This window comes from Pseudomonas sp. GD03862 (genome assembly GCF_029840855.1).
Lineage (GTDB): Bacteria > Pseudomonadota > Gammaproteobacteria > Pseudomonadales > Pseudomonadaceae > Aquipseudomonas > Aquipseudomonas alloputida.
Map to the genome: position 1 here is coordinate 50,730 of NZ_JAOCDI010000031.1, position 25,965 is coordinate 76,694.

Annotated in this window: 23 protein-coding genes; 10 read left to right on the forward strand and 13 right to left on the reverse strand. The window is 63.2% G+C overall.

The genetic code is table 11. From position 1 onward, the window contains the following. Positions 1-201: 201 nt before the first annotated feature. Both N5D53_RS19400 and N5D53_RS19405 read right to left on the reverse strand, forming a co-directional pair. On the reverse strand, positions 202-474 hold the full coding sequence (locus tag N5D53_RS19400) for a DUF3077 domain-containing protein (RefSeq protein WP_012051485.1): 273 nt from the start codon (positions 472-474) through the stop codon (positions 202-204). A 136-nt stretch (positions 475-610) separates the two neighbouring features. Continuing rightward, a complete protein-coding gene (locus N5D53_RS19405; protein ID WP_054889139.1) occupies positions 611-868 on the reverse strand; it encodes a hypothetical protein in 258 nt (85 codons plus the stop codon). 646 nt (positions 869-1,514) lie between these two features. Between N5D53_RS19405 and N5D53_RS19410 the strand changes: the two genes are divergently transcribed. From N5D53_RS19410 to N5D53_RS19420, 3 genes are read left to right on the forward strand one after another with little or no spacing between them, the layout of a single operon-like run. Beyond that, positions 1,515-2,375 carry an SH3 domain-containing protein gene (locus tag N5D53_RS19410; RefSeq protein WP_104960972.1) on the forward strand — a complete coding sequence of 287 codons (861 nt, stop codon included), beginning with the start codon at positions 1,515-1,517 and terminating at the stop codon, positions 2,373-2,375. Between the two features lie 8 nt (positions 2,376-2,383). Continuing rightward, the gene (locus N5D53_RS19415; RefSeq protein ID WP_279840612.1) at positions 2,384-4,300 is read left to right on the forward strand and encodes a hypothetical protein; all 1,917 of its coding nucleotides are present in this window, start codon (positions 2,384-2,386) and stop codon (positions 4,298-4,300) included. Between the two features lie 10 nt (positions 4,301-4,310). Then, positions 4,311-5,519: a hypothetical protein gene (locus tag N5D53_RS19420; protein ID WP_279840613.1), complete on the forward strand. Its 1,209-nt coding sequence runs from the start codon at positions 4,311-4,313 to the stop codon at positions 5,517-5,519. A 100-nt stretch (positions 5,520-5,619) separates the two neighbouring features. Here N5D53_RS19420 and N5D53_RS19425 read toward each other — a convergent pair whose 3' ends face one another. Further along, positions 5,620-6,237, reverse strand: coding sequence for a LysE family transporter (locus tag N5D53_RS19425; RefSeq protein WP_049587971.1), 618 nt, complete (start codon positions 6,235-6,237; stop codon positions 5,620-5,622). Positions 6,238-6,427: 190 nt separating this feature from the next. Here N5D53_RS19425 and N5D53_RS19430 point away from each other — a divergent pair, with 190 nt between their 5' ends. Both N5D53_RS19430 and mqo read left to right on the forward strand, forming a co-directional pair. Further along, positions 6,428-6,619 carry a YhfL family protein gene (locus N5D53_RS19430; protein ID WP_003254720.1) on the forward strand — a complete coding sequence of 64 codons (192 nt, stop codon included), beginning with the start codon at positions 6,428-6,430 and terminating at the stop codon, positions 6,617-6,619. A 327-nt stretch (positions 6,620-6,946) separates the two neighbouring features. Then, on the forward strand, positions 6,947-8,584 hold the full coding sequence (gene mqo, locus N5D53_RS19435) for a malate dehydrogenase (quinone) (protein WP_010952387.1): 1,638 nt from the start codon (positions 6,947-6,949) through the stop codon (positions 8,582-8,584). A gap of 132 nt (positions 8,585-8,716) precedes the next feature. On the opposite strand, the gene N5D53_RS19440 is transcribed toward mqo, so the two are convergent. Then, a complete protein-coding gene (locus N5D53_RS19440) occupies positions 8,717-9,052 on the reverse strand; it encodes a helix-turn-helix domain-containing protein (protein ID WP_021783354.1) in 336 nt (111 codons plus the stop codon). Between the two features lie 49 nt (positions 9,053-9,101). Between N5D53_RS19440 and xenA the strand changes: the two genes are divergently transcribed. Continuing rightward, positions 9,102-10,193 carry a xenobiotic reductase XenA gene (gene xenA, locus N5D53_RS19445; protein ID WP_014755670.1) on the forward strand — a complete coding sequence of 364 codons (1,092 nt, stop codon included), beginning with the start codon at positions 9,102-9,104 and terminating at the stop codon, positions 10,191-10,193. Between the two features lie 123 nt (positions 10,194-10,316). On the opposite strand, the gene N5D53_RS19450 is transcribed toward xenA, so the two are convergent. The 5 genes from N5D53_RS19450 to N5D53_RS19470 form a co-directional block, all read right to left on the reverse strand. Further along, the gene (locus N5D53_RS19450) at positions 10,317-11,564 is read right to left on the reverse strand and encodes an FAD-dependent oxidoreductase (protein WP_279840615.1); all 1,248 of its coding nucleotides are present in this window, start codon (positions 11,562-11,564) and stop codon (positions 10,317-10,319) included. A 2-nt stretch (positions 11,565-11,566) separates the two neighbouring features. Beyond that, on the reverse strand, positions 11,567-13,144 hold the full coding sequence (locus N5D53_RS19455; RefSeq protein WP_279840616.1) for an aldehyde dehydrogenase (NADP(+)): 1,578 nt from the start codon (positions 13,142-13,144) through the stop codon (positions 11,567-11,569). A 151-nt stretch (positions 13,145-13,295) separates the two neighbouring features. Then, positions 13,296-14,243 carry a dihydrodipicolinate synthase family protein gene (locus tag N5D53_RS19460; protein ID WP_064491362.1) on the reverse strand — a complete coding sequence of 316 codons (948 nt, stop codon included), beginning with the start codon at positions 14,241-14,243 and terminating at the stop codon, positions 13,296-13,298. 42 nt (positions 14,244-14,285) lie between these two features. Next, entirely contained in the window at positions 14,286-15,212 is a 927-nt protein-coding gene (locus N5D53_RS19465) for a 4-hydroxyproline epimerase (protein WP_064491361.1), read from the reverse strand. 23 nt (positions 15,213-15,235) lie between these two features. Beyond that, entirely contained in the window at positions 15,236-16,849 is a 1,614-nt protein-coding gene (locus tag N5D53_RS19470) for an APC family permease (protein WP_064491360.1), read from the reverse strand. A gap of 377 nt (positions 16,850-17,226) precedes the next feature. On the opposite strand from N5D53_RS19470, the gene N5D53_RS19475 reads away from it, so the two are divergent. Then, complete coding sequence (locus tag N5D53_RS19475; protein ID WP_129933371.1) at positions 17,227-18,009, forward strand: AraC family transcriptional regulator; 783 nt, start codon at positions 17,227-17,229, stop codon at positions 18,007-18,009. Here N5D53_RS19475 and N5D53_RS19480 read toward each other — a convergent pair. Further along, positions 17,997-18,884, reverse strand: coding sequence for a LysR family transcriptional regulator (locus N5D53_RS19480; protein WP_104886559.1), 888 nt, complete (start codon positions 18,882-18,884; stop codon positions 17,997-17,999). The genes N5D53_RS19475 and N5D53_RS19480 overlap by 13 nt on opposite strands. A 141-nt stretch (positions 18,885-19,025) precedes the next feature. Here N5D53_RS19480 and moaB point away from each other — a divergent pair, with 141 nt between their 5' ends. Beyond that, on the forward strand, positions 19,026-19,544 hold the full coding sequence (gene moaB / locus N5D53_RS19485) for a molybdenum cofactor biosynthesis protein B (RefSeq protein WP_121783025.1): 519 nt from the start codon (positions 19,026-19,028) through the stop codon (positions 19,542-19,544). 46 nt (positions 19,545-19,590) lie between these two features. On the opposite strand, the gene N5D53_RS19490 is transcribed toward moaB, so the two are convergent. Together N5D53_RS19490 and moaA are read right to left on the reverse strand one after the other, a co-directional pair. Beyond that, the gene (locus N5D53_RS19490) at positions 19,591-20,490 is read right to left on the reverse strand and encodes a bestrophin family protein (RefSeq protein WP_274142431.1); all 900 of its coding nucleotides are present in this window, start codon (positions 20,488-20,490) and stop codon (positions 19,591-19,593) included. Positions 20,491-20,510: 20 nt separating this feature from the next. Beyond that, positions 20,511-21,515: a GTP 3',8-cyclase MoaA gene (gene moaA / locus N5D53_RS19495; protein ID WP_003254695.1), complete on the reverse strand. Its 1,005-nt coding sequence runs from the start codon at positions 21,513-21,515 to the stop codon at positions 20,511-20,513. A gap of 222 nt (positions 21,516-21,737) precedes the next feature. Here moaA and N5D53_RS19500 point away from each other — a divergent pair, with 222 nt between their 5' ends. After that, positions 21,738-24,068, forward strand: a complete 2,331-nt coding sequence (locus tag N5D53_RS19500; RefSeq protein WP_279840618.1) for an FdhF/YdeP family oxidoreductase — start codon at positions 21,738-21,740, stop codon at positions 24,066-24,068. Between the two features lie 109 nt (positions 24,069-24,177). Here the strand turns inward: N5D53_RS19500 and N5D53_RS19505 are convergent, their stop codons facing one another. Further along, positions 24,178-24,639, reverse strand: coding sequence for an Lrp/AsnC family transcriptional regulator (locus N5D53_RS19505; protein WP_104960985.1), 462 nt, complete (start codon positions 24,637-24,639; stop codon positions 24,178-24,180). A 92-nt stretch (positions 24,640-24,731) separates the two neighbouring features. Here N5D53_RS19505 and N5D53_RS19510 point away from each other — a divergent pair, with 92 nt between their 5' ends. Then, positions 24,732-25,913: an aminotransferase class I/II-fold pyridoxal phosphate-dependent enzyme gene (locus N5D53_RS19510; RefSeq protein ID WP_104960986.1), complete on the forward strand. Its 1,182-nt coding sequence runs from the start codon at positions 24,732-24,734 to the stop codon at positions 25,911-25,913. Positions 25,914-25,965: the final 52 nt, after the last annotated feature.

The following is a 25,965-nucleotide window of genomic DNA, read 5'->3' on the forward strand; positions in this document are numbered from 1 at the left end:
CGCGACGTGATGAGGCTAGGGCGCGAGCGGAGCGCTGGCAACGGATAGCGCGGGTTTGCTGAGCGTTTGGGAAATGGACTACATGGAGGTAGAGAATGTCGCACTCCAGCTGTCAGCGTGGGGGCTCGCTTAGGTGCGCTTGCGACATGATGCGACCGGTGAAGCCCCGGGATATTTTGCGTTTCCAGGGCTTCCTCGCACTTACTTTTTCATCATCCCCAACTCAGCATCATCCAACAGCGCCTTGGCCATCGCGCTCAGGTAATGCGAGGCCCAGATCAGTTTCTGGTCGCCGTCCATCAGGCCGGTGATGATCAGGTCGCGCACGTAACCCATCAGTTCGGACGCCTGTTCGCGGGCGTCCTGGCAGGGGATGCCGGGTTCGATGCGGAACAGCGGGTGGGTGTTGTTTTCGCCTTGGTAGAAGCAGGTCTTGCCGACTGTGGTGGGTTCTGTTGTGTTGTCGGTGGGCATTGTTTTGTTTCCCTGGATTCTGGGTTGCCTGGGCTGGCCTCTTCGCGGGCACGCTCGCTCCCACAGGTACTGTGCAGTGCGTGACGGCTGTGGTGACCCTGTGGGAGCGGGCGTGCCCGCGAAGAGGCCTGACCTGCTAATGCAAGGTGTGAGGCTCTGTGGGTAAATGCGGCCGCATCTGCAACTGCATCAACGCCGACTCGACCAGCCCCTGTACCGCTTCCATTTCATGGATCACGGCCTGCATCACGATCGAGCTGTGGGCGGTGGGTTTGAGTTGCACGGATTGGCGGGCCACGGACAGGGCGCAGAGTACGTACTCTGAGGACTGGACCAGGGTGTCTTGCAGGAACTGGGTGGTATCGAGGGGTGGATCAGGGACCATCTTGCGCATAAACATCTCCAGGATCATTGGAGCTGCCGCAAGCTTGCTGTCAAACAAGAGGGTGGCAGCTGTACATGGGTTGACAGACCGAGGATCCCGGAGTAACTCGGCGCACACGAAGGTGCCCCACGTACAGCCGCCATAAACAGTGCACGTGTGCGGGAAATCGTCGGCCTGTCAAAGCCGGCCGTTGATTTTGCAACGACGAGCCGAGACTAGAGCGCGACCGAATCCGTCGCAACCGTTTGAGCGGGTTGGCAGTATGTTTGGGAAACGCCCTACAAGGAAGGGGATAATTCTGAGTTCAAGTTGTAGGACGGATTTCTACTAATCAATCAGACAGGCTTCCTGCAACATTTTGTCTTGAACTGCCAATGGCACCTTGGGCTACAATGCGGCGCTCTGATACGCCACTCACGCCCAGGCCACACGCCGTAATGATTACGCGCGCTGGGCGATGAACTCTTCCTGACATGGATTCGTTGGATGCTTTGCGCCGTACTGGTCTCCCCCTGCGCCCCTCGCTGGACGGCTGAATTGTCGTCTGCGGCCAGTGCTGCACACTTTCTGAAAACCCCGCACAAACTCGAATGCTGCCGCCAACCATTGGCTGCGGTACGCGGCTGTGCGCCCCACCGAAAATGGAGTGCTCCACTTGCGTAAGAAATTCGTCGCGTCCCTTCTGGCGGTCGCCATCGCGTCTACCACGGCCTGTGCACAGCTCGGGATCAGCAAAGAGCAAGCGGGCACCGTGATCGGTGGCCTGGCCGGTGTGGCCATCGGCTCGACCATGGGCAGTGGCAACGGCAAGATCGCCGCCGCGCTGATCGCAGGTGGCATTGGCGCCTACGTGGGCAACCGCATCGGCCACATGCTCGATGAAAAGGACCAGCAAGCCCTGGCGCTGCGCACCCAGGAAGTGCTGAGCCAGCAACAGACCACCGCCAGCGCCCAGCCTGTGACCTGGAAGTCCGACCACTCTGGCGCCACCGCGCAGATCGTGCCGGGCAAGGAATACACCAAGACCAAGCAGGTCGAGGTCAAGCGCGCGCCGAAGATCCAGGCGGTGCCGTCGATGAAGCTGATCAACGAGCCGTATGTGACCATCAGCGACAACCTCAACGTGCGCGCCGCGCCTAACCAGGCTGGCGAGAAGGTCGGCAGCCTGAAGAACCACACCGAATTCACCGCCGTGGGCTCCACCGGTGACTGGGTCCTGGTCGGGCGCAAGGGTGTGACCGTGGGCTATGTGCACAAGAACTACGTCGAGCCCAAGGCGCAAGCGGTTGCCAAGCGTGTAACGCCAGCCGTCAACCTGGACGAGCTGGACGTTGCCGCCAGCAAGGAAACCCAAGGTTTCGACCTGGACTCGGTGCAGTCGCTGCCGACCCAGACAGTTGCCGCCGAAGCGGCCTGCCGCCCGGTCACCGTCAGCCTGAAATCGCAAAGCGGCCAGACCGAACAAGAGCAGAACACCTTCTGCAAACAAGCCAACGGCACCTGGGAACTGATCTGAGGAACTCCATGAAAAAGCACGCGCTCGCGCTGGCTGTGATCGGCGCTTGTGGTCTGGTACCGCAGGCGTTCGCCCACGAGCTGGCCTTTTCCAAAAAAGACAACATCAAGGTCGAAGTGCCCGGGGATGCCACCACCTGGTGCAAACCCCAGGTCGACCTGACCATTACCCGCCCGGCCTGGGATAACCAGGAACTGCTGGCGGGCCTGCTGACCAAGCTGCCGTTCGTGTTCGCCAAGGACTGCTCGACCGCCAAGGTGAGCTGGAAGGCGGTCGATGCCAAGGGCAACCTGTACGCCAGCGGCTCGGGCAATGCCAGCAACCTGGGGCTGGTGACCCTGGCTGCTGCACCTGCCACTGACGCCCCGGCACCGGCTGCAGCAGCTGCACCCGCTCCGGCACCTGCGCAGCCAGAAGCACCGGCTGCTGCTGCACCGACACCGGCACCTGCTCCGGCCCCAGCCCCAGCCCCAGCCCCAGCCCCAGCCCCTGCTGCTGCAGCGGCGCCGGCAGTGGTCGAAGCCGCACCTGCGCAGGCAAAACCCGCTCCGGCCCCCGCGCCGGCGCCAGCCGTAGCTGCAGAGCCAGCCCCAACCCCCGAAGCCCCGGCAGCAGCCCCTGTTGTGCCGCCCGCTGCGGCACCTGCCACAGCAGTCGCCGCAGCCCCCACTTCGGACTTCGGTCGCTCGGTGGTCCTGGAAAACCGCAACCTGATGCAGGTAACGGACGGCACCGGCTGCAAATGGGTGCTCAGTACCTCGATCATCGGCGATGGCGACACCCTGTCGTTCGGCACCACCCCGGCCATGCCGTGCCCAGCGTCCGGCTTTGGTGAAGGCAGCTTCGACAAAATCAGCTGGAAGGCTGTGGGTACCTACCGGGGTGATAACTGGACCCGCGTTTATGCTCACCCGAGTGGTTTGATCTTCAACAAGAACCTTGAGCCTGCGGTAAAGGACAAGGCCGTTTCTTATCTCACGCCGCAAGCTGACCAGGCCGCGTTCCTGGTCGGTGAGATCCCCGGCCGGCAGATGAAGGTGTACCTGACGTTCACCCGCTCCAGCTACGGCGTGCTCCGCCCGTTCAGCAGCGACCCTTACTACGTCGCGGTCACCCCGGACGAGTCGTTTGCCCTGGACGCGACCAAGTACAAGGAAGCTGCGCTGGAAATCTTCGACCTGATCAAGACCACCTCGCCGACCACCACCGATGTGGCCAACCTGTTCATCGTCAAAGACTTGTCGGCGATCTCGAACAACATCTGGGGCAACGACGCGCAGAAAATCACCCGCAACCGCATCGGCATCAACCGCCAAGGCCTGTTCTTCGATGTGCGCGACGGTGCCAACTGGGCGGTACAGCGTGAGCAGCAGCGTGTGCGTGAGCAGCGTCAGCGCCAACAGGAACTGGCCCGCGTGCACACCCGTGTGCTGGAGCGTTACCAGCAGTTGCAGGACGGCATGAGCGAATTCAAGGGGCGCGAAACCGAGGCGTTGGCGCAGATGGCCGGTATCAAGGTGCGCTTCGCTTCGCCACTGGAGCAGCAAAACCCTGCGACCTCGGCCAGCGTAGTGCCGATGATGGTGCACGTCACCGGCAAGAAAGGTGACTTCTACAGCATCGACTTCCCGAGCAACGGCCGCCTGGTTGCGGACGAGGAATACAGCGAAGGCTGGTACGTGACCCAGGTGGCCAACGCCACGCCGTACTACCCGCTGGACGACGGCCGCGCCGTGCCTACCTACCGTGCCTACAGCGCCGGTGAACCCGAGGCCTGCAAACAGGACCACTGTGCCGACCGCGTGTCGTTCGGCGCCGTGCTGGCCAAGGAATTCCCCAACGCCGGTATCGATTTCAGCTGGACCCCCGAGGTCTCCCAAAAGTACGTGAACGACTGGAACAACGCTTCCGCCATGGTCCAGTGAGGCAAACACCATGATCAAACAGATGAACAAGAAGCAGCTGCTGATTGGCGGTGTGGCCGCAGCGGTGCTGGTGCTCGGTGGTGGCTATGCGATGGTCGCCAGCTCGGGCAAGAAGGCTGCGCTGGCCTACTACGACGATTTCAAGGAGCGCTATTTTCTTGAGGATGTGCTGTCTGAGGGGGACATTTCCTACTCGGCGTTTTCCGGCAACCTGACGGTAGCCGACCCGGAGATCCGCGTGGCGGCGGCGCAGACCAATGGCGCCCAGCAGTTCCTGCGCGGCCTGTCGGGCTTGATGGAGTCCGTACAGGGTAGTTCGGCTGAGGAAGGCCTGGCGGGCTGGGCCAAGTACCAGCTCAATGTCAGCCGCAATGTGGCCGGGGTGTACCTGAAGGCTGATGCGCTGAAGCTGGCCCATGACGGAGACAGCAAGGATGGCAGCATTCATATCCAGTTGCTGGGCATGCAGATGGGCAACCCTTACGTTGCCAGCAAGGGTGCCGAAGTCGTGCTGGTGGCTGATGTCAGCGACGAAGTCCAGCCACGTGCCGAGCTGGCCGCCAATGGTCGGGCCGCCCCGTCGAACTTCACCTGGGGCGCCAACATGGCGGTGCGCCAGCCAGTAACTGGCGCGTTTCTGGTCAGCAGCACGGGTGACTTTGGTACCACAGTCGACCTGGACTTCACCATCAAGCGCTCCAGCGATGGCGAAGGCTCGATGGCGTTCGTGGTCACCCACCGCAACGACGGCTCCAAGGTGGGGGAAATCGTGCGCAAGGCCGACTTCCAGTCGCTGCCGGAGCTGGACGATGTCGAAACCCAGCTCAAGAGTGCCCTGAGCGCGATGCTGATCGGGGCATACAGCCCGTACTCCGGCCAGGCGGTGTTGGCTGAAGCGGTGAGCGGCTTTGCCCGCAAGGCCAAGGTCGAGAACTACTCGGTAAGTTACAGCGGCTTCAAATCGCTGAAAGAGGCTTTCAGCGAATACCAGCAGCAAGTCCCCAAGGCAAAGTTCGCAGCCTTCTGCCAGGAGGTTGGGCTGTCGTCGTGGAGCAGTGACTTTGGCGCCAAGGCCAAGAACCACAGCGATTCGGAATGCGCCATCGGGCAGAAGCTGGTCGAAGACGGCAGTTTCGAAGAGCAGTACATCTTCAAGGAAGGCAAGAGCCTGTTTGCGGCGTTGTTCGTGAGCAAGGCCTATCAGCTGGAAACCAATTGACTGGGTAATGGCTGAGTGAACAAGCCCCCGGGAACCATGAGTTGCCGGGGGCTTTTTCAGGGTTGCTGTCAGGCGCGCCCGGACCCTGGCGGGCTTGGGATCAGCGCATCGCCGCCAGTTTGATGCCGAATCCCACCAGGCAAGCCCCCGCCAGCCGCTCGAACATATTGGCAATCCGCGGGCTGGCGCGCATGCGCTCGGCCAGTTGATGGGTCAGCACCACGGCAATCAGCCCATACAGGAAGGTCACCACCGCCACTGTCGCCGCCATGAAACCGAACGTCACCAGCCCTTGGTGCTTCACCGGGTCGACGAACAGCGGGAAAAACGCCATGTAGAACATGATCGCCTTGGGGTTGAGCAGAGTGATCATCATGGTCTGGCGCAGGTACTGGCCGTTGTCCATGCGGCAGGTGTGTGCTGCACCACCGGGTTTGCTCAGCAGCATGCGCAGGCCCAGGTAGGCCAGGTATGCAGCCCCCGCCCACTGCACCATATGAAAGGCGGCAGGGTAGGTGGCCAGCAGGGTGGCGACGCCGGCTACCGCCAGCCACAGCAGCACCTGGTCACCCACGATAACGCCGCAGGTCGCGGCCAGGCCTGCCTTGATACCGCCCTTGCCGGTGGCGGTGATCAGGGCGAAATTGCCCGGGCCGGGGATGGCCAGAAGAATGAGGAAGGCGATGACGAATGCGCCGTAGTCGGTGACGCCAAGCATGGTGAGTTCCTGTTGGGTATTGCGAAGGCAGTGCTCTGAACTATCGTCGCCAAAGGCGCGCTTTTCAACCTGTTGTTGCACAGTTGCAAAGAACCTGTGCCAAGCGCGGCTTGGATCCAATGCCTGGAGTCTGTATGATTCCGCGGCCATCAGACGATGGTCGAAGATGATTCATTTAAAGGATTGAGTAATGAAAAAGCTGTTCAAGGCCACCGTAGCCGTTGCCGTCGTTTCGGGTGTCGCCCTGCTGTCGGGTTGCACTGGCCAGGTTTACAACCAACCGAAAAACTGCACCTACGACTACCTGTTCCACCCTTCGGTTTCCATCTCCAAGATCATCGGTGGCTGCGGCCCGATCGATAAACTGCCTCAGCAGCAGTAATCTTGGCGGTACCCTGATCGCGACGCTTGCGGCGTGATCCAAGGCCCCCGGTCATGCACATGGCCGGGGGTTTTTGTTTGTGACGTGACAAACTGCCGCTGGGGCAACCGGTCGCCTTGACGCTCCGGCCTGCAATTTGTTTGTGCTGGCATTTCAGATACAATCGGAAAAACGATTCAGCCTTGTCGGTCAATTCGACCAAAGGCCGAGCCGTTTTCTGGTTCTCTGGCTGCTGAACAATGATCAACAAAAAGCCTGCGCTGAAGAACACGCTTTACCGGGGCCAGCCACAGGCCCTCACTCTGTTCTCCTGACTGGAATTGATCAATGTTCAAGAAAGCTGGCAAGACCTTGCTGGGTCTGGCGGTCGCTGCAAGCGTCATGCAAGCGCATGCTGCAGAAACCAAGAAAGTAGACGTGCTGCTGGTCGGCGGCGGCATCATGAGCTCCACTCTGGCCGTGTGGCTGCACGAGCTGGAGCCAAGCTGGTCGATGGAAATGGTCGAGCGCCTGGATGGCGTGGCCGAAGAAAGCTCCAACGGCTGGAACAACGCCGGTACCGGCCACTCCGCGCTGGCCGAGCTGAACTACACCCCGGAAGACAAAGACGGCAACGTCAACATCTCCAAGGCCATCGAAATCAACGAAGCCTTCCAGATTTCCCGCCAGTTCTGGTCGTGGCAAGTACGCCAGGGCGTATTGAAGAACCCGCACTCGTTCATCAACACCACCCCGCACATGAGCTTCGTGTGGGGCGATGACAACATCAAGTTCCTCAAGAAGCGCTACGACGCACTGCAGGCCAGCCCGCTGTTCCGTCCGATGCAGTACTCCGAGGACCACGCGCAGATCGCCAAGTGGGTCCCGCTGATGATGGAGGGCCGCGACCCGAACCAGAAGCTGGCCGTGACCTGGACGCCAATCGGCACCGACGTCAACTTTGGTGAGATCACCCGCCAGTTCGTTGGCCACCTGCAGACCCAGAAAGGTTTCGAGCTGAAGCTGTCCAGCGAAGTGCAGGACATCACCCGCAACAAGGACGGCTCCTGGCACGTCGAATACAAGAACCTGAAGGACGGTACCGAGTCGGCCACCGACGCCAAGTTCCTGTTCATCGGTGCCGGCGGCGGCGCGCTGAAGCTGCTGCAGAAGTCGGGTATTCCGGAAGCCAAGGAATACGCAGGCTTCCCGGTGGGCGGTTCGTTCCTGGTGACCGAGAACCCGACCGTGGCCATGCAGCACATGGCCAAGGCCTACGGTATCGCCTCGACCGGTGCGCCACCCATGTCGGTCCCGCACCTGGACACCCGTGTGCTGGACGGCAAGCGCGTCATCCTGTTTGGCCCGTTCGCTACCTTCTCGACCAAGTTCCTGAAGAACGGCTCGTACCTGGACCTGCTGAGCAGCACCACCACCCACAACGTGTGGCCAATGACCAAAGTCGGTATCGACCAGTACCCACTGGTCGAGTACCTCGCTGGCCAGCTGATGCTGTCTGACGATGACCGCTTCGAAGCCCTGCGCACCTACTTCCCGAACGCCAAGAAAGAAGAATGGCGCCTGTGGCAGGCCGGCCAGCGCGTGCAAATCATCAAACGTGATGCCGAGAAGGGCGGCGTGCTGAAGCTGGGCACTGAAGTGGTGGCGTCCGAAGACCGCACCATCGCGGGCCTGCTGGGTGCATCGCCGGGTGCTTCGACCGCTGCGCCGATCATGCTGCACGTGCTGGAAACGGTGTTCAAGGAGAAGGTCGCTACCCCAGAGTGGCAGGCCAAGATCAAGGAAATCGTGCCGAGCTACGGCACCAAGCTGAACGATTCGGCAGCGGCCACCCAGAAAGAGTGGAACTACACCGCTGAAGTGCTGCAACTGGGTAAACCGCCGGTGATCGACGCCAGCGTTGAATTCGGTGGTGCGGCAAGCAAGCCGGTCGAGAGCAAGCCTGAGAACGACATGGCGCTGTAATCGGCCATTGTTGTGAAAGAAAGCCACGGGGGAGACCTCGTGGCTTTTTTGTTGCCAAGCCCAGCGCAACCCTCAGGCTTATCGCCATCCCTGGTAGGAGCGGGTTCACCCGCGAAGAGGCCTGCACAGGTATCACTGCTGGCGCAGTATGCACTCCAGCAACCCTGGGAACCGCTTATCCAGCATCTCGCTACGCAGCGAATTCATATGGGTAGTCCCCACATTGCGGGTTTGCACCAGCCCTGCATCACGCAACACACGGAAGTGGTGGGACATGCTCGACTTCGGCCGGCCTCCGTCCAGCTCGCCACAGCTGGCCTCGGCCACACCGGCCAGGTGGCGGACGATTTCCAGGCGAACGGGGTCGCTGAGCGCATAGAGCAGGCGTTCAAGGATGAGGTCTTCGGGGTTGGGATGTTTATAGGCTCGCATGGTTGACATGATAACGGGGGTTTCATTAATTGCCATAGTTCGATTATGATCGAACAACAGTATTCAACTGAACCCGGAGTTTCCCATGTCCGCACTGTTCGAACCCTACACCCTCAAAGACGTCACCCTGCGTAACCGTATCGCCATTCCGCCGATGTGCCAGTACATGGCCGAAGACGGCATGATCAACGACTGGCACCACGTACACCTGGCCGGCCTGGCCCGTGGTGGTGCCGGCTTGCTGGTGGTCGAAGCCACTGCTGTGGCGCCGGAAGGGCGTATCACCCCCGGTTGCGCCGGTATCTGGAGCGATGCCCACGCTCAGGCGTTCGTACCGGTGGTGCAGGCCATCAAGGCTGCCGGTTCGGTGCCGGGTATCCAGATCGCCCACGCCGGGCGCAAGGCCAGCGCCAACCGCCCGTGGGAGGGTGACGACCACATTGCCGCCGACGACGCGCGCGGCTGGGAGACCATTGCCCCGTCTGCGATTGCCTTTGGCGCGCATCTGCCGAAAGTGCCACGCGAAATGACGCTGGACGATATCGCCCGGGTCAAGCAGGACTTCGTCGATGCCGCCCGCCGTGCGCGTGATGCCGGCTTCGAGTGGATAGAACTGCATTTCGCCCATGGCTACCTGGGCCAGAGCTTCTTCTCCGAGCACTCCAACAAGCGCACCGATGCCTACGGTGGCAGCTTCGACAACCGCAGCCGCTTCCTGCTGGAAACACTGGCCGCCGTGCGCGAAGTGTGGCCGGAGAACCTGCCGCTGACCGCGCGCTTTGGTGTGTTGGAATACGATGGCCGCGATGAGCAGACCCTGGAAGAGTCGATCGAACTGGCCCGCCGCTTCAAGGCCGGTGGGCTCGACCTGCTGAGCGTGAGTGTCGGCTTCACCATTCCCGACACCCACATCCCCTGGGGGCCAGCGTTCATGGGGCCGATTGCCGAGCGCGTGCGCCGCGAAGCGAAGCTGCCCGTGACGTCAGCGTGGGGCTTTGGTACGCCGCAGTTGGCGGAGGCCGCATTGCAGGCCAACCAGCTGGATCTGGTATCGGTAGGGCGCGCGCACCTGGCCGACCCGCACTGGGCTTACTTTGCGGCCAAGGAGCTGGGGGTGGAAAAAGCGTCCTGGACCTTGCCGGCGCCTTATGCGCACTGGCTCGAGCGTTACCGCTGAGGCTTGGAGGGGCTGCTTTGCAGCCCATTCGCGGGCAAGCCCACTCCCACAGAGACACCGCAGGTTTCAGATACTGCACCCTCTCTGTGGGAGTGGGCTTGCCCGCGAATGGGCCGGTAGAGGCTAAAACCGGTCCAGTCGGTATGCGCCCATCTCAGGCCCACCAGCCTGCTCAGCCAACCGCCCCACCCATTCCGCCGTCACCGCCGCCTGGGTCAACCCCAGGTGCTGATGCCCAAACGCCAACAGCACCCGCCCATCGCACACCCTGTCGATCACGGGCAATGAGTCCGGTAACGAAGGCCTGAAACCCATCCACGGCGTTGCCCCTTCGGCGCTCAAGTCGTGCCGGAACAAGCCCTTGCTCAACCGGTGCAACTGCCATGCCCGCTGCATGCTCGGCGGTGCCTGCAGCCCGGCAAACTCCACTGTGCCCGCCAGGCGCAAGCCTTCGGCCATGGGCGTCATGATGAATTTGCGCTCAAGCGAGGTGACTGCAAACGGCAGGCGCTGGTGCTCACCCGGCAACATCAGGTGGTAGCCGCGTTCGGTATCCAGCGGCACCCGCGTGCCTGTCAGCGCGGCAGTCAGTTTTGCAGAATGGGCGCCACAGCTGACAAGCACCTGGCGGGCATTGAGCATGCCTTGGTCGCTGGCAAGGCTCACGCCGGCACTGTGCAACTGCCCGCCATCGACCTGCGCCTGGACAAAGCGCACCCCACTGGCCTTGGCCGCTTCGAACAATTCGCACACCACCCGATAAGGGTCGATGAAGTGCCCGGTGCACGGGAAGAACAGGCCGCCTAACAGTGACGGGCTGAGTTGCGGCGCCGCTTCGCGCACGGTTTCGGCCGTCCAGAAATCCACCGGCACCGCCTGCTGTTGCATGCGTGTGCGCAACGCCTCCAACGCCTGGCGTGACTCAGGCTTCTCGAACACCAGCAACGAACCATCCTCTTGAAACAACTCGCTGCGCCCGATCGAGCCCAACAGCCGTTGCCAGGCGCCCAGGCTGCCTTCGTTCAGCGTGCGGATGCCCGCCACGCTGCGCTGGAACGGCGCCGGGCGCAGGTTGAGCAGCAGCCGGGTGAACCACGGCATGGCCTTGGGCAGGTACTTCCAGTCCAGGCGCAGCGGGCCCATCGGATCGAGCAGCATGCGAGGCAGGCGCTTGAGGATCGACAGGTCGGCAATCGGGAACACTTGCTCGGTTGCCAGGTGCCCGGCATTGCCGAAGGACGCGCCCAGGCCGGGCGCCTGGCGGTCGACCAGGGTTACCCGATGGCCCTGGCGGGCCAGTTGCAGGGCACAGGCGACGCCGACAATGCCGGCGCCCACCACGGCGATATCGGTTTCAGCGGTTTCGACCATGCTCAGTCTTCCCGTTTACCATCAAGCAGGCGCCGCAGTTGCAGCGGGTTGCCGTGTTTCAATGCCTGCGGCAGCAGCGCATCGGGGACGTCCTGATAGCAAACCGGGCGCAGGAATCGCAGGATCGCCGCCGTGCCCACCGAGGTGGTACGGGCATCGGAAGTGGCCGGGAACGGCCCGCCGTGGACCATGGCATCGCACACCTCGACGCCGGTCGGCCAGCCATTGACCAGAATGCGCCCGGCCTTGCGCTCAAGGGTGGGGAGCAGGGCGCGAGCGCTGTCGATGTCGGCCTCGTCCAGTTGCAGGGTGGCGGTCAGCTGACCTTCCAGATGTTCGGCTACCTGGCGGACCTGCTCATCGTCGCTGCAGGCAACCACCAGCGATGCTGCACCGAACACTTCAGCCTGCAACGCCGGGTCGGCGAGAAACGCTTCGGCCTGGGTCACGAACAGCTGTGCCTGGCACTGGTTGGGGCCCTGACCGGCTTGGCCACTGGCGATGGCCTGGGCACAGGGGTTGTCTGCCAGGGCTGCGATACCGGCCTGGTAGGCACTGAAAATACCAGGGGTGAGCATGGTTTGGGCGGCGGCCTGCAGCACGTACCCGGCGGCTGCGGTGATGAACCGCTGCAGTGCCGGCCCCTGACGGGCGATTACCAGGCCAGGGTTGGTGCAGAACTGGCCGGCGCCCTGGGTCAGCGAGGCGACGAAACCTTGTGCCAGTGCTTCGGCACGGGCTTGCAGGGCGGCGTCGAACAGGAACACCGGGTTGATCGAACTCATTTCGGCATGCACCGGGATGGGCTCCGGGCGCGCCTGGGCGGCTTGGCACAACGCCATGCCACCGCTGCGCGAGCCGGTGAAACCAACGGCCTTGATACGTGGGTCGCTGACCAGGGCAATGCCCACTTCACGGCCCGAGCCATAAAGCAGCGAGAACACACCCTCCGGTAAGCCGCACTGCTTCACCGCTTGCGCCACTGCCTGGCCGACCAGCTCACTGGTGCCGGGGTGGGCACTGTGGGCCTTGACCACCACGGGGCAGCCAGCGGCCAGTGCCGACGCGGTGTCACCACCGGCCACCGAGAAGGCCAGCGGGAAATTGCTGGCGCCGAACACGGCGACTGGCCCCAGGGCCACCTGGCGCTGGCGCAGATCAGCGCGGGGGAGGGGCTGGCGCTCAGGCAGGGCGCTGTCGACCCGCACGTCCAGCCATTCGCCGGCCCGCACTGTACGGGCAAAGGTGCGTAGCTGGGTGCAGGTACGGCCACGCTCGCCCTGAATGCGCGCCTTGGGCAGGCCGGTTTCGATCACGGCGCGGTCGATCAGGGCATCGCCGAGGGCCTCGATCTGTGTGGCGATGGCTTCAAGGAACTCTGCTCGTTGTTCGAGCGAGGTTTCGCGGTACGCATCGAATGCCGCCCAGGCCAGCGCGCAGGCCTGGGTCACGTGTTCGCCGGTGCCGCCGAGGTAGGCCGGCTCCAACGTCTGACCGGTGGCTGGGTCGATGGCACGGATGGCGTCGCGGCTGCCGGTTACCGGCCTTTGGCCGATCAGCAGGTTGCCTGTGAGGGGCATGTAGCCTCCTTGGAAATCTAATGCAGATGCATGGGGGGATTACGACCCCTGTAGGAGCGGGTTCACCCGCGAACACCGGCGAAGCCGGTGCCATGCACCGGGTCGCCTGATTCGCGGGCACGCCCGCTCCCACAGCGGGAGCAGTGGCTGCTCAGGCGATGTTCTGCTCAGCCGACCAGCTGGCGTACCAGCTGCGGAACAGCGCGTACTGCTGTTCGGCATAGTTGCGCTGGGCGTCGGTCAGGACGTCGGTCTCGTTGAAGTGCAGGCTGTACTCGGTGTCGCCGTTGAGCACCATCAAGTGCTTGTAATACAACACCAGGTCGCAGCCTTCATCGAACGACGACAGCACCGCCAGCGCCGCTTCCAGCTCGCGCGCCAGGCGGCGGGCACGGGCGTCGCCTTTGGCGGCCTGTTTGCTCAGGCTCACCAGTTGCAGCACTTCGCGCGGCAGCGCATTGCCGATGCCGGTGATGGCGCCGGTGGCGTTGCAGTTGACGAAGCCATGCACCACCTGGGTGTCGACACCGACCATCAGGGTGACATCGTCATCCTTGGAGGTGATGTGCTCGGCGGCGTAGCGCAGGTCGGCGCCACCGCCGAACTCCTTGAAGCCGATCAGGTTGGGGAACTGGCTGCGCAGTTCGAAGAACAGGTCGGCGCGGGTGGCAAAGCCGTAGTAAGGGCTGTTGTAGATCACCGCCGGCAGTTTCGGTGCGGCAGCGAGGATCGCCGAGAAATGGTGCTTCTGGGCGATCAGCGAGGCGCCGCGGCTGAGCACGCGAGGGATGACCATCAGGCCGGCGGCACCGACCTTGGCGGCGTGGGCGGCATGCGACACTGCCTCACGGGTGTTGACTGCGCCCGTGCCGACGATGGTCGGGATACCGGCCGCCACCAGGCGCGCCACGCCTTCCTGGCGCTCGGCCTCGGTCAGCAGCGGCCAGTCACCCATCGAGCCGCAGTACACCACCGCGCTCATGCCGGCCTCGATCAGTTGGCGGCCCTTGCGCACCAAGGCGTCGAAGTCCGGTTTGCGCTCGGCGGTGCACGGGGTCATCAGGGCGGGCATGGTGCCGGTGAAGATGTTGTCATTCATTGTTGTCACTCCTGGCAAAGTTCAGTCGGGAAAAGACCGGGGTCAGATGCCCCAGGCGAACGGGTCCTGTTCGTCGATCAGCAGGGTGCTGTCGGCGGTCATGTGGGCACGGCCGGTGATGAACGGTCGAATACGCTCGCCGTCGCGCTCGTAACGGCCGTGAAACTGGCTGCCGGTGATGCTGGCCTGCACCCAGGTCTGGCCTTCGGCAAGCTTGCCGTCGGCGGCCAGGCAGGCCAGCTTGGCGCTGGTGCCTGTGCCGCACGGCGAGCGGTCGTAGGCCTTGCCGGGGCACATCACGAAGTTGCGGCTGTCGGCGTTGGGGTCGTCGGCGAACAGTTCGATGTGGTCGATGGGCGCGCCGTTTTCGCCGGTGATGCCCTGGGCTTCCAGGGCCTTGAGCATGGCCCAGGTGTACTCGGTCAACACCTCGCGGTTATCCAGCTCGATGCGCTGGCCGTGTTCGGCAACGAGGAAGAACCAGTTGCCGCCCCAGGCGATGTCGCCGTGCACCACGCCATGGCCGGGCACGTCCACCGCAACCTGTTGGCGGTAGCGGTAGGAGGGCACGTTGCCGATGGTGATGGCGCCGTCGTCATGCAAGGTGGCGCTGACCTGGCCGACTGGCGTGTCGATCTTGTGCACACCCGGTGTGATCAGGCCCAGGTGCTGTAGCGAGGCGACCAGGCCGATGGTGCCGTGACCGCACATGTTCAGGTAGCCGGCGTTGTTGAAGAAGATCACCCCGCAGGTAGCGTCGGCCGATACCGGCGGGCAGTACAGCGCGCCGACCAGCACATCGTTGCCGCGTGGCTCCAGCAGGCAGGCACGGCGCCATGGGTCGTGCAGCTCGCGCAGTTCGTCGCGCTGTTCGGCCATGCTGCGGCCGTGCAGTTGCGGAAAGCCCTTCATCACCAGGCGGGTCGGTTCGCCACCCGTGTGGGAATCTATGACGTGAATCTGTTTCATGGGCTTGTCCCTTGCGTAAAAGATCAGGAAGCGACGGCAGCAGGGCGGCCGGTATAGGTTTCAGCGCAGGCTTCGCTTTCGTCGTCGCCTTCCAGGCGCACCAGGTGGGCAGGCACACCCGTGGCGGCGCCCCAGTAGTAGATGCCCAGTGCGCAGGCCGCCACGACCACGGTGTCGAATGGGTGGCCGATGACGCCCAGGCCACCGAAGCTACCCAGCCACGACAGCAGGATGGTCAGCGCGTAGAAGCCGATCAGCCACGCCGACGAGCGAACTTGCTGGGCCAGCGACAGGTGCTGGGTGGGTACGAAACGGCTGCACAGCAGGTACAGCACGAACATCACGATCTGCAGGGCCAGCAGCCACGACACGGTGTTCCAGCCCGACCAGTACACGATCAGCGCAGCGATGATGAACGACAGCGGGCCGAGCACAGCCATGCCCTTGACCCGGAACGGGCGCGGCATGTGTGGTGCATTGCGGCGCAGGGCGGCAACACTGACCGGGGCCACGGCGTAGCTCAGTACCAGAGCGGCGGATACCACGTTGATCAGCGCTTCCCACGACGGGAACGGCAGGGTCCAGAACACCGACAGGCCGAACGTCAGCCACAGGGCCGGGCGCGGGATGCCGGACTCTGCATCGATGCGGGTGAAGTACTTGAAGAAGGTGCCGGTCTGCGCCCAGCCATAGATCACGCGCGGGGTGGCGTTCATGTAGATGTTGCCGCAGCCGCTTGGCGAGATCACTGCGTCGGCCACCACCAGGTAGGCGAGCCAGCCCACACCCAGGGCCAGGGCGATGTCACGGTAGGGCAGGGCCAGTTCCTTGGTCACACTGGCCCAGCCGTTGGCCAGCATTTCGGTCGGCACGCTGCCGAGGAAGGCCAGTTGCAGCAAGGCGTAGATCGCGGTGGACAGCAACACCGAAAGAATCAGCGCAATCGGGATGGTGCGCTGCGGGTTCTTCACCTCGCTGGCCACCGATATGATCGGCGTCAGGCCCAGGTAGGCGAAGATGATGCCACCGGCGGATACCGCCATCTCCACCCCGGACAGGCCGAACGGGGCAAAGCCCTGGACCTCGAAGTTTTCCGGTTTGAAGAAGGTGAACAGCACGCCGATCACCAGCAGCGGCACGATGAACTTGAACACGCTGACCAGGTTGTTGGCCTTGGCGAAGGTTTTCACGCTGCGGTAGTTGAGGAAGAAGAACAGCCCCAGCAAGGCGAACTGCACCAGCCAGCCGAGCACGGTCGGGTCGCTGGAGCCGGCCTTGGTCAGCCCGGGAAACCAGGCGGCGGCGTATTGGCGTGAGGCGACCACTTCGATGGCGATCAGGCTGGAAAAGGCGATCAGGGTGATGAAGCCCATCAGGTAGCCCAACAGTGGGCCGTGCGAGTACACCGGGTAGCGCACCACGCCACCGGCGCGGGGCAAGGCGGCGCCCAGCTCGCAGTAGACGATGCCTAGCAGCAGTACGGCGAACCCGCCGAGAAACCAGGAGAGGATGCCGGCCGGGCCGGCGATGGCCGAGACGTGGCTGGCGGCAAACAGCCAGCCGGAGCCGAAGATGGCGCCTAGGCCGATGAAGGTGAGGTCCAGCAGTGATAACTGTTTTTTGAATTTGCCTGACATGGGTTCGCCTTTTTGTTGGTTATTGGATAGGCAGGTCTGATGTCACGAGATGCGGCTTTTTGGGCCGCGCTCTTGTAGGACTTGGGCGGCTTGCGTGGGACATAGAGTGGACCGATCAGGGCGGCGGTTCTTGATGGTTTTCTGCAAGGGGGATGACGAAATCGGCACAGTTGCAGAAAAACAGTGGTAAGGCGCAAAGCGTGGGGATAGGCTCAAAGCCATACCGGATAAGGGTTTGAGAGATGCAGTGCTAGTGCCGGCCCTTTCGCGGGTGAACCCGCTCCTACAGGTACGGCGCAGAATTCGAAATCTGTGGGGGCCCTGTAGGAGCGGGTTCACCCGCGAAGAGGCCGGCCCAGCCAGCAGAGAACCGACAGATGACCGACACCCCCCTGGCAACCCTCTACCAGTCCCTGGACCAGCACCGCCCCGCCAACCTCGAGGCCCTGCTCGCCGGCGTATCGCTGTTGCTGCCGATGCTCGACGCCATCCCCAACGCCGCGATCTTCATCAAGGATTCTGCCGCCCGCTATGCGTTGGCCAACAACACACTGGTCCAGCGCTGTGGCCTCAAGCGCCTGCAACCGCTGCTGGGCAAGACCAGTGCCGAGGTGTTTCCGGCACAGTTTGGCCCCGGCTATACCGAGCAGGATCGACGTGTTCTCAAGGAAGGCCTGGTGCTGGAGGACCAGTTGGAGCTGCACCTCTACGGCAGCCGTGAGCCCGGCTGGTGCCTGACCCACAAGCGCCCGCTGTACAACCCTGGCGGCGAAATCATCGGCCTGGTCGGCATCTCGGTCGACTTGCAGTCAGCCGCCCACAGCCACCCCGCCTACCAGCGCCTGGCCGCAGTGGACGAGCACATCCGCCAGCATTTTCACCAGCCGATCAGCATGGGCGAGCTGACCCGCATCGCCGGTATTTCCGTGGCCCAGCTGGAGCGCTATTGCAAGCGGGTGTTCCACCTCACGCCCCGGCAGATGATCCACAAGGCGCGCCTGGAGCACGCCCATCGCCTGCTGCATTCGGAGCTGCCGATCACTGAAGTGGCGATGCGCTGCGGCTACACCGACCACAGCGCCTTCAGCCGCCAGTTCAAGCAACTGACCGGCTTTACGCCGCGCCAGTACCGCCAGGCTACCGCCGATCAGGTGGCCTGAAACAGCCCCCGCGCCTCGGCAAAGCATTGCTCGGCAATCGCCGAGCGTGGCTCGCTGCGGCGCAGCAGCAGCCCGACCGGGCTGTGGATGGCGGCGTCGGCCACCGGTACGATGCGCAGGTGCTCGCTGAGGTCTTCCAGGCCGCAGTCCAGTGGCATGATCGCGCAGCATATGCCGGTGTTGATGGCCTGGATAAGCTGGAAGCTCGAGTCGCTCTCAAGCACCGCATTGGGCTCCAGACCACGGCTGCGGAAGCTCAGGTCCAGCGACTGGCGGTAGTGCATGCCTTTGCTCAGCAGCCCCAGCGGAATATCGCCGAGCTCGTCCCAGCGCAGCCGGTCGCTGGTGAACTGGAAGTGCCGCGTATCGTGCAGCAGGCCCATGGTGGTGGTGCCCAGTTCGATCACTTCGAAGAAGCTGGTGTTGACCTGGTCCAGGTAGCAGATACCCAGGTCGAGCTGGTTGCGGCTGAGGCCGTCGATGACCTGTTCCGAGCTCAGCGAGCTGAGCTGAAAGTGCAGTTCGGGGTATTTTTCGCGCAGGGGCAGCAGCAGGTGCATGGGGTTGAAACTGGCCAGCGGCACCGTGCCCAGGCGCAGGCTGCCGACCACCTGGCCACGGCAACTGGCAGCCTCGGCCTGCAGGCCGTCGTGGGCAGCGAGCAGGGTGCGGGCCCAGGCCAGGATGCGCTCGCCGGCCTCGGTGAAACCTTCGAAGCGCTGGCCCCGCTTGACCAGCACCAGGTCCAGTTCGTCTTCCAGGTTGCGCAGGCGCATGGACAGCGTCGGCTGGGTGATATGGCACAGCGCCGCCGCCTGGCCGAAGTGGCGGGTCTGGTCGAGGGCGATGAGGAACTTGAGCTGCTTGATGTCCATGAAAGTGCCTGGCGTCTGGTTATGCAGACCTTAACCCACGTCTGCGATAGATGTCATTGATCGGCCGGTACGTCATATCGATTGGACGCCTTTGGGGGTATGCCTCTAGCGTGGTGAAAATGCCCTTCAAGGAGCTTCACCGTGCGCGTCCAACTTGATGCGGTCTTCGTACCGCTGAACATCGCCGTGCTGACTGTCAGCGACACCCGTACCTACGACAACGATACTTCCGGCGCGCTGCTGGCCAACCGCTCGGTCGAGGTCGGTCACCGGCTGGTGGCGCGAGTGCTGCTCAAGGATGACCTGTACAAGATCCGCGCTCAGGTGGCCAGCTGGATTGCCGATGAACAGGTGCAGGTGGTGCTGATCACCGGCGGGACCGGCTTTACCGGGCGCGACAGCACACCGGAAGCGGTCGAGTGCCTGCTGGACAAGCGTATCGATGGGTTCGGCGAGTTGTTCCGGGCATTGTCGATTCTCGATATTGGCAGCTCGACCGTGCAGAGCCGGGCGTTGGCCGGGTTGTCCAACCGCACGTTGGTATGTTGCCTGCCGGGCTCGACCGGGGCCTGCCGCACCGCCTGGGAAGGCATTCTGGCCGAGCAGCTGGATGCACGGCACCGGCCATGCAACTTCGTCAAACACCTGTTGCCGATGTAGGAGCGGGTTTATCCGCGAAGAGGCCAGAACAGGCAACCACCCACCGTCAGCTCAACACATACCCCACCGGCAACAAGGCGGGAGGCAACTGCTGTTCCCCCAATCCGGCCAGCACATCGCGCTCCACAGTCCGCACCATGGCATCGGTCGGCAGGTCGTTCTCATCGCGCCCGAACGGGTCTTCCAGCTCGTTGCCGATCGCATCCAGCCCGAAGAACGTGTACCCCACGATGGTGGTGAACAGCGGTGCCAGCCAGCCCAGCGGCTCGGCCAGGGCAAACGGCAGCAGCAGGCAGAAAATGTAGATGGTACGGTGCAGCAGCAGCGTGTAGGGGAACGGCAAGGGTGTGCCCTTGATCCGCTCACAGGTGGCCTGCACTTCGGTCAGGCCCGCCAGGCGTTGCTCCAGCAGGTTGTAGCGCCATTCGCTGATCTGTTGCTGTGCGGCCAACCGTGAACAGTGGTAGCCGATTTCACGCAGGATGCCGTCGCACACATTGTGCGGGCTGATCGCATCGGCCCGGGCCAGCCACGGTCTGGCTGCTGCCCGTTCGTCCTCGTTACGCAGCCGGGCATTGAGTGCATGAGCGAAACCACACAGGTTGCGCAGCAGTTCGGTGCGCAGTGTTTCATCGGCAATCGCCACGCTTTCCCGCACAAACGAGCGGGTTTCGATAATCAGTTTGCCCCAGGCCTTGCGCCCCTCCCACCAACGGTCATAGCACGCGTTGTTGCGAAAGCTCATGAAGATCGACAGCGACAGGCCCAGCAAGGTGAACGGCGTGGCGCTGACCGGGTAGAAATACGCCGGGTAATGCCGCTCGACCAGCACGATCAGCGCGGCCAGCAGTGTCACCATCAGGCAACGCAGGGCAATGCGTTTGACGATCGACCCCTTGAGGGTGAACAACACGCGCAACACATCGGTGGAGGGGGGGACGATCATGGAAGTCCAGAGACGGCTGCTCAGCCGCCGGTCATGTTCATGAAGCGCAGGATCTGCACATCGCCACCGACTTCGAAGTGATGGCGATAGGGCTTGAGGTGCAGCGAATCGCGAATGGCCTTTTCCAGGCGTTCGGGGTTGCCAGGGTGGGCGCGCAGCACGTGCTTGAGGTCTACCGAGTGTTCGTTGCCCAGGCACAGCAGCAGGCGGCCTTCGACGGTTAGGCGCACGCGGTTGCAGGTGGCGCAGAAGTTGTGGCTGTGCGGGGAAATGAAGCCGACCCGGGTGTTCGCGGCTTCGGCCAGGCGCCAGTAGCGGGCCGGCCCCATGGACGACTCGGTCGATTCGACCAGCGTGAACTGCTCGGCCAGGCGTGCCCGAACTTCATCGCTGGAGCAGAACGATTCGCCACGTTCATGCTCGCTTATCACCCCCAGTGGCATTTCCTCGATGAAGGTGATGTCCAGCTCGCGTTCGATGGCAAAGCGCACCAGATCGACCAGTTCATGGTCGTTGCGGCCTTTGAGTACCACGCAGTTGAGCTTGGTGCGTTTGAAACCGGCCTGGCGTGCGGCATCGATGCCGGCGATTACCTGGGCTAGGTCGCCGGTGCGGGTCAGCTGCTTGAAACGGTCGGCATCCAGGCTATCCAGGCTGATGTTCAGGCGTGTCACCCCGGCGTCGAACAGCGGCTGAGCCAGGCGCCCGAGTTGCGAGCCGTTGCTGGTCAGGCACAGCTCGCGCAGGCCGGGCAGGGCGGCGATGCGCCCGCACAGGTCGACGATGCCCTGGCGTACCAGTGGCTCGCCACCCGTCAGGCGGATCTTGCGGGTGCCCAGCGCGACGAAGCGCTCGGCCACCTGGAACAGTTCTTCGAGGCTGAGTATTTGCTGGCGCGGCAGAAACTGCATGTCTTCGGCCATGCAGTACACGCAACGGAAGTCACAGCGGTCGGTGACCGACATCCGCAGGTAGTCGATTTTCCGGTTGAAGCCGTCGATCAGGGCCCGGCTGTTCTGTTCCACGTTCGCACTCGAATGGGTTGGGACATGACTCCAAGCTATAACCTGGCCGCAAGGCCGTCAAATTGCTTTGCCTGACCGGTTGATCGATGGCCTCTATCGCTTGGCATAGCCTCTGGCAGCCATGATCGAAACCGCTTATCACGCCGTAAGATCTTTCGATTGGACGCCCCTTCCCACGCTCCATAGGCTGGAAAAAAGCACCGAAGCGTGAGGATTCATCGCATGAGCCAGGACGAACACATCAGGGACTACAAGGGCGCCGCTGCCGGCTGGGGGGCGCTCAAAAGCGTGACCAAGAGCTGGCTGGGCAGCGACAACGCCTTCAAGAACCTGCGGGCCATGCTCAAGACCAACCAGAACGGCGGTTTCGACTGCCCCGGCTGTGCCTGGGGCGAGTCGCCGGAAAGCGACATGGTCAAGTTCTGCGAAAACGGCGCCAAGGCGGTCAACTGGGAAGCCACCGGCCGCTCGGTCGACCCGGCTTTCTTCGCCAGATACAGCGTCAGCGCGCTGAAGGAGCAGACCGACTACTGGCTTGAATACCAGGGCCGCCTCACCCACCCGATGCGCTATGACGCCGCCACCGACCATTATGTCGAAACCACCTGGCAGGAGGCCTTCGAGCTGGTCGCCAGGCACCTGCGTGCGCTGCAGTCGCCGGATGAGGCCGAATTCTATACCTCGGGCCGCGCCAGCAACGAGGCGGCGTTCCTCTACCAGCTGTTCGTACGTGCCTACGGCACCAACAACTTCCCGGATTGCTCGAACATGTGCCACGAAGCCAGCGGCGCGGGCATGTCGGAAACCCTCGGGGTGGGCAAGGGCACCGTGGTGTTCCACGACCTGGAGCTGGCCGACGCGATATTCGTCATCGGGCAGAACCCCGGCACCAACCACCCGCGCATGCTCGAACCCCTGCGCGAAGCGGTCAAGCGTGGCGCTCAGGTCGTCTGCTTCAACCCGCTGAAAGAGCGAGGCCTTGAGCGCTTCCAGCACCCGCAGCACCCGTTCGAAATGCTCAGCAACGGCTCCGAGCCGACCTCCAGCGCCTACTTCCGCCCGGCCTTGGGTGGGGACATGGCGGCAATGCGCGGTATTGCCAAGTACTTGTTGCAATGGGAGCGCGAGGCACAGGCCAAGGACGAGCCGGCGGTATTCGACCATGCCTTCATCGCCGAGCACACCAGCGGCGTCGACGATTACCTGGCGGCGGTGGATGCCACGTCCTGGGAACACATCGTCAAACAGTCGGGCTTGACCCTGGCCGAGATCGAGCTGGCCGCACGCATGTATCGCAAGGCCGAGCGGGTCATCATGTGCTGGGCCATGGGCGTCACCCAGCACCGCCATTCGGTGCCGACCGTGCAGGAAATCGTCAACCTGCAGCTGCTGCGCGGCAACGTCGGCAAACCCGGCGCAGGCCTGTCGCCGGTGCGGGGCCACAGCAACGTGCAGGGTGACCGTACCATGGGCATTGACGAGAAGCCGTCGACGGCGCTACTCGATGCCATCGAACAACGCTTCCAGTTCAGTGTGCCGCGTACCCATGGGCACAACGCGGTGTTGGCGATCAAGGCTATGGAAGAGGGGCGGGCCAAGGTGTTCATCGGCCTGGGCGGCAACTTTGCCCAAGCCACCCCGGACACCGCGCGCACCCACGCGGCGCTGCAGAACTGCGCGTTGACCGTGCAGATTTCCACCAAACTCAACCGCTCGCACCTGGTCACCGGCCGCGATGCGCTGATCCTGCCGTGCCTGGGCCGTACCGAAATCGACCTGCAGGCCGAAGGGCCACAAGGGGTGACCGTGGAGGACACCTTCAGCATGGTGCACATCTCCCACGGCCAGTTGCGCCCGCGCTCGCCGCATATGCGCTCGGAGCCGTGGATCATTGCCGGTATGGCCAAGGCCACGCTGGGCAACCAGCCGATCGACTGGGAGTACGCGGTGGCCGATTACAACCGCATTCGCGACATGATCGCTGACGTGATTCCGGGCTTTACCGGTTTCAATGAACGCTTGAACAGCCCCGGCGGGTTCCACCTTGGCAACAATGCCGCCGATCGCAACTTCCGCACGGCCACGGGCAAAGCCCGCTTCATGCCCCACGCGCTGCCCGAGGAACTGGTCAACGCCAAGGTACTGGCCCGTGGTGACAAGCCCGACCTGATTTTGCAGACCCTGCGTTCGCACGACCAGTACAACACCACCCTGTATGGCCTGGACGACCGCTACCGTGGGGTGTTCGGCCTGCGTGAAGTGGTGTTCGTCAATGAGGCGGACATCCGTCGCCTGGGCTTCGAACCGGGTGAGCAGGTGGACCTTGTGTCGTTGTGGGAGGATGGCGTGGAGCGGCGGGTGTCGGGGTTCCGCCTGGTGGCGTACGACGTGCCCGAGGGGCAGGCGGCGGCGTATTACCCGGAAACCAACCCGTTGGTACCGCTGGAAAGTTATGGTGAGGGGACCTATACCCCGACCTCGAAATTCGTGGCGATCAAGGTCGTGAAAGCCAAGGTGGGGAACCGCATTGCGGCGGTGTTGGCCTCGGATTGATGGGGTGCCTGTGCTGGCCTCTTCGCGGGTGAACCCGCTCCTACGGGACCCCACAGCGCTTGAGGTTGAGGTGATCCTGTGGGGTTGCCAGCGAAGAATCCAGCACCGGTCAGGCGCGATGCACCGGGTAAGCCGTGGTGTACTTCATCTGCTCCATGGCAAAACTGGAGGTGATGTTCGATAGCCCATCGGTACGGGTAATCAGCTTTTTGTAGAACCGGTCATACGCCGCAATATCACCCACCACCACCCGCAGCATGTAGTCCCAGTCCCCGGACATGCGGTAGCACTCCATCACTTCCTCGAACCCGGTCACCGTCGCGGCAAACTGCTCCAGCCAGGTGCTGTCGTGGCGCTGGGTCTTGAGCTGGACGAACACGGTGAGCCCCAACCCCAGCCGTTCGGGGTCCAGCAGGGCGACGCGGCCGAGGATGTAGCCGTCTTCCTCCAGGCGCTTGACCCGCTTCCAGCACGGTGTGGTGGACAGGTTGACGGCCTCGGCCAGGTCCTTCAGCGAGATCGAGGCATCACGCTGTAGCAGGGTAAGAATGTGCTGGTCGAAACTGTCCATATCGCGCGCTGGCCGTGCAGAAAAATATTTCACAGATTACCCCAAGGCCAGACGATTTGGGTTGTGCGATAGTTGCAGCTTTCATTCTGCCAATGGGCCTGACCATGTCCGACAAGCCGCGCAATTTCGCCACCCGTACCATTCACGCCGGCGAGCAGTTCAGCGTTGCCGATAACGCCATTTTCCCGGCCATCGTCACCGCCAGTTCGTTCACCAAGCGCAGCCTGGACGATAAACCGGAATATTCCTACAGCCGCGTCGGCAACCCCACCCGGCATGCCTACGAAACCTGTGTCGCTGCCTTGGAAGAAGGCGTGGGCGCTGTGGCCTGCGCCTCGGGAGTCAATGCCACCGCAACCGTGCTTGAGCTGCTGCCCAAGGATGCCCACGTGGTGGTGATGAACGGCGTATACGGTGGCACGTTCCGCATCATGGAAGATTACCGCAGCCGCACCTCCGGGCTGACCACCACCTATGTGGATCTCAACGACATTGAAGCCGTAGCGGCTGCGATCAAGCCGGAAACCCAGCTGATCTGGATCGAGTCGCCGACCAACCCGTTGCTGCACCTGGTCGACATCAAGGCGGTGTGCGACCTGGCCAAGGCCAAGGGCATCCTCACCTGCATCGACAACACCTTCTGCTCGCCGTGGAACCAGCGCCCGATCACCCTGGGCGTGGACTTGGTGATGCACTCGGCCAGCAAGTACATCGGTGGCCACTCCGACCTCACCGGCGGTGTGGTGGTGGCGGCCAACGATGCGTTGCTGGCACGCCTGCGCCGTATCAGCATGGCGATTGGTGCGGTGCAGGGGCCGTTCGACTGCTACCTGGCCCTGCGCGGTCTGAAGACCCTGGATGTGCGCATGGAGCGCCAGTGCGCCAATGCCCTGCAGGTGGCACGCTTCCTGGAAGGTCACGCGCAGGTCGAGCAGGTGTATTACCCGGGGCTGGAAAGCCACCCGCAGCATGAACTGTGCAGACGCCAGATGCGCAGTGGCGGGGCGGTGGTGGCGATGAAAGTGAAAGGCGACCGCGCCGCGCTCAACCGCCTGGTGGAGGCGCTGCAGATTTTTGTGCTGGCCGACTCGCTGGGTGGGGTGGAAAGCATGATCAACCATTCCTGGAGCATGTCGCACTGCTCACTGAGCCCAGAGCAGAAAGGGGTGATGGGGATCAGCGAGAACCTGCTGCGGTTGTCGGTAGGGATCGAGGATTACCGTGACCTAGTCGAGGACCTGGATGGGGCGTTGAAAGCGCTGGTTGCTGTGTAGGGCTGCAGGCCCTTTCGCGGGTGAACCCGCTCCTACGACGGACGCGCATCGA

Coding starts and splice junctions, on each gene's coding strand:
- N5D53_RS19400 (WP_012051485.1), bottom strand. CDS start 474: ATGCCCACCGACAACACAACAGAACCCACCACAGTCGGCAAGACCTGC.
- N5D53_RS19405 (WP_054889139.1), bottom strand. CDS start 868: ATGCGCAAGATGGTCCCTGATCCACCCCTCGATACCACCCAGTTCCTG.
- N5D53_RS19415 (WP_279840612.1), top strand. CDS start 2,384: ATGAAAAAGCACGCGCTCGCGCTGGCTGTGATCGGCGCTTGTGGTCTG.
- N5D53_RS19420 (WP_279840613.1), top strand. CDS start 4,311: ATGATCAAACAGATGAACAAGAAGCAGCTGCTGATTGGCGGTGTGGCC.
- N5D53_RS19425 (WP_049587971.1), bottom strand. CDS start 6,237: ATGCTTGGCGTCACCGACTACGGCGCATTCGTCATCGCCTTCCTCATT.
- N5D53_RS19430 (WP_003254720.1), top strand. CDS start 6,428: ATGAAAAAGCTGTTCAAGGCCACCGTAGCCGTTGCCGTCGTTTCGGGT.
- mqo (WP_010952387.1), top strand. CDS start 6,947: ATGTTCAAGAAAGCTGGCAAGACCTTGCTGGGTCTGGCGGTCGCTGCA.
- N5D53_RS19440 (WP_021783354.1), bottom strand. CDS start 9,052: ATGGCAATTAATGAAACCCCCGTTATCATGTCAACCATGCGAGCCTAT.
- xenA (WP_014755670.1), top strand. CDS start 9,102: ATGTCCGCACTGTTCGAACCCTACACCCTCAAAGACGTCACCCTGCGT.
- N5D53_RS19450 (WP_279840615.1), bottom strand. CDS start 11,564: ATGGTCGAAACCGCTGAAACCGATATCGCCGTGGTGGGCGCCGGCATT.
- N5D53_RS19455 (WP_279840616.1), bottom strand. CDS start 13,144: ATGCCCCTCACAGGCAACCTGCTGATCGGCCAAAGGCCGGTAACCGGC.
- N5D53_RS19460 (WP_064491362.1), bottom strand. CDS start 14,243: ATGAATGACAACATCTTCACCGGCACCATGCCCGCCCTGATGACCCCG.
- N5D53_RS19465 (WP_064491361.1), bottom strand. CDS start 15,212: ATGAAACAGATTCACGTCATAGATTCCCACACGGGTGGCGAACCGACC.
- N5D53_RS19470 (WP_064491360.1), bottom strand. CDS start 16,849: ATGTCAGGCAAATTCAAAAAACAGTTATCACTGCTGGACCTCACCTTC.
- N5D53_RS19475 (WP_129933371.1), top strand. CDS start 17,227: ATGACCGACACCCCCCTGGCAACCCTCTACCAGTCCCTGGACCAGCAC.
- N5D53_RS19480 (WP_104886559.1), bottom strand. CDS start 18,884: ATGGACATCAAGCAGCTCAAGTTCCTCATCGCCCTCGACCAGACCCGC.
- N5D53_RS19490 (WP_274142431.1), bottom strand. CDS start 20,490: ATGATCGTCCCCCCCTCCACCGATGTGTTGCGCGTGTTGTTCACCCTC.
- N5D53_RS19500 (WP_279840618.1), top strand. CDS start 21,738: ATGAGCCAGGACGAACACATCAGGGACTACAAGGGCGCCGCTGCCGGC.
- N5D53_RS19505 (WP_104960985.1), bottom strand. CDS start 24,639: ATGGACAGTTTCGACCAGCACATTCTTACCCTGCTACAGCGTGATGCC.
- N5D53_RS19510 (WP_104960986.1), top strand. CDS start 24,732: ATGGGCCTGACCATGTCCGACAAGCCGCGCAATTTCGCCACCCGTACC.